The organism is Dellaglioa sp. CoH-55-MRSF-7, assembly GCF_056782235.1.
Map to the genome: position 1 here is coordinate 1 of NZ_JBXAYI010000016.1, position 1690 is coordinate 1690.

Annotated in this window: 2 protein-coding genes; both read left to right on the top strand. The window is 38.3% G+C overall.

Annotated elements, in window-relative coordinates; all coding sequences use genetic code 11:
• The first annotated feature begins 71 nt into the window (after positions 1 to 71).
• On the top strand, positions 72 to 746 hold the full coding sequence (locus AC1RPU_RS07565) for a transposase (protein WP_481761994.1): 675 nt from the start codon (positions 72 to 74) through the stop codon (positions 744 to 746).
• The gene (locus AC1RPU_RS07570; protein WP_481761993.1) at positions 719 to 1636 is read left to right on the top strand and encodes an IS3 family transposase; all 918 of its coding nucleotides are present in this window, start codon (positions 719 to 721) and stop codon (positions 1634 to 1636) included. The genes AC1RPU_RS07565 and AC1RPU_RS07570 overlap by 28 nt, the downstream gene beginning before the upstream one ends.
• Positions 1637 to 1690: the final 54 nt, after the last annotated feature.

The window sequence follows — 1690 nt, forward strand, 5'->3', positions numbered from 1 at the left end:
TGTAATAATCCCTTTATGGTTGTCAGATGAAATAATATAATTTCATCCGATAATCATGGAGGGATTTTTGTATGTCCAGAGCCAAGTATTCAGCATTAGAAAAATTAACGTTTATCGAAGAATTTAGAAAGTCCGGAATGCCGAGAAGAACTTTTGCCCGAGAATACGGTATTAATAAAGATCTATTCAAACGTTGGGTCGATCGCTATGACCGCGATGGTATTGAAGGTTTACAGGAAGCGCGCCACAATAATCACTATTCAAAAGCGCTGAAATTAGAAGCGGTATTAACTTATCTAACGGGTCAATATTCACAAGCAGATGTTGCACTTAAGTTTGGTTTACGATCACAAAAACAACTATTAGACTGGGTTTCCAAGTATAATGAGGATAAAACGGTGACGGCGTCACCGTCCAAAAGGCAGGTTCCCATTATGAGTCGTAAAACTTCTTTTGAAGAACGCGTTTCAATTGTTGAATATATTACCAAAGATAAACATAGTTATAATGAAACTGCGGAACACTTCGGTGTCTCTTATCAACAAGCCCGTTCATGGGTTCTTAAGGCACGACAAGGTGGTTATGAATCACTAATCGATAATCGTGGTCACCGTAAAGATCAATCAGAACTAACAGATTTAGATAAAGCGAATCTACGGATTCACGAGTTAGAAAGCCAAATCGAAGATCAAAAATTATATGCGGCCTTTATAAAAAAATGGCAGGAACTTCAGCGCAAGGGGTGAATAAGCAAAGACGACTGGCATATCACGCGATTAAGAATGTTAGTCAAGAAAAGCATGGTGCGATAACAAAACTTATAAAAATGGTTGGCGTTAGCCGTCAGGCTTACTACAAAGGGTTAAAAAGACAAGAAACAGTTTGGGAGACACGTAATAAACAACTTAAAGAGCGAACCCAATACTGGTTTGATTTCAATCTACAAGGGATTGGTACTGGAAACATGTTGGTAAATTTACAAGCTGACACATCAATTAATTTTCCCATTACTTTCAAACAGGTTCGACGAGTTATGCGAGAACTAGGTATTCGATGTTTAGTACATCCGAAGAAGCATAATCGTGTGAAACAATCAGAACAATATATCCAAGATAATCTTCTTAATCAAAATTTTAGTGTGAGTAGACCTAACCAAGTTTGGTTGGCCGATTCAACAGAGCTTTCATATGGCATAAATGGCGAATATAAAATTCGGTTAAGTGGTGTTTTAGATCTTTATGGTCGGCGACTTTTAGCCTATAATCTAAGTCCTACAGAAACTAGTGAAGCAGAAATCCAGGTATTTCAGCAGGCCTTTTCAGGTGCTGGTAGTGTACACCCCATGGTGCACACCGATCGCGGTTCAGCTTATACCTCAAAACTATTTAATCGTTCTCTTGATCGATATGAAGTAACTAGAAGTATGTCCCGACCAGGAACGCCATACGATAACGCTCCAATGGAGCGTTGGTGGAATGAATTTAAAAATCGATGGATGGCACGTCAGCCACTGCCAAAGACCTATCAAGAACTTATGAAATTGGTTGAAGCAGGAATTGAATATTTTAATCATTACAATCGCTCAACACAAAGAAATGGCCTTACCCCAGATGAATACTGGGATAAAGCCATTTAGAAACATATTAAATTTTATATTATTTCATCCGTCAACTTGACAGGGCCTAGTACA

Excerpts from the sequence above, each read along its gene's own strand:
- AC1RPU_RS07565 (WP_481761994.1), top strand. The coding sequence starts at position 72 with ATGTCCAGAGCCAAGTATTCAGCATTAGAAAAATTAACGTTTATCGAA.
- AC1RPU_RS07570 (WP_481761993.1), top strand. The coding sequence starts at position 719 with ATGGCAGGAACTTCAGCGCAAGGGGTGAATAAGCAAAGACGACTGGCA.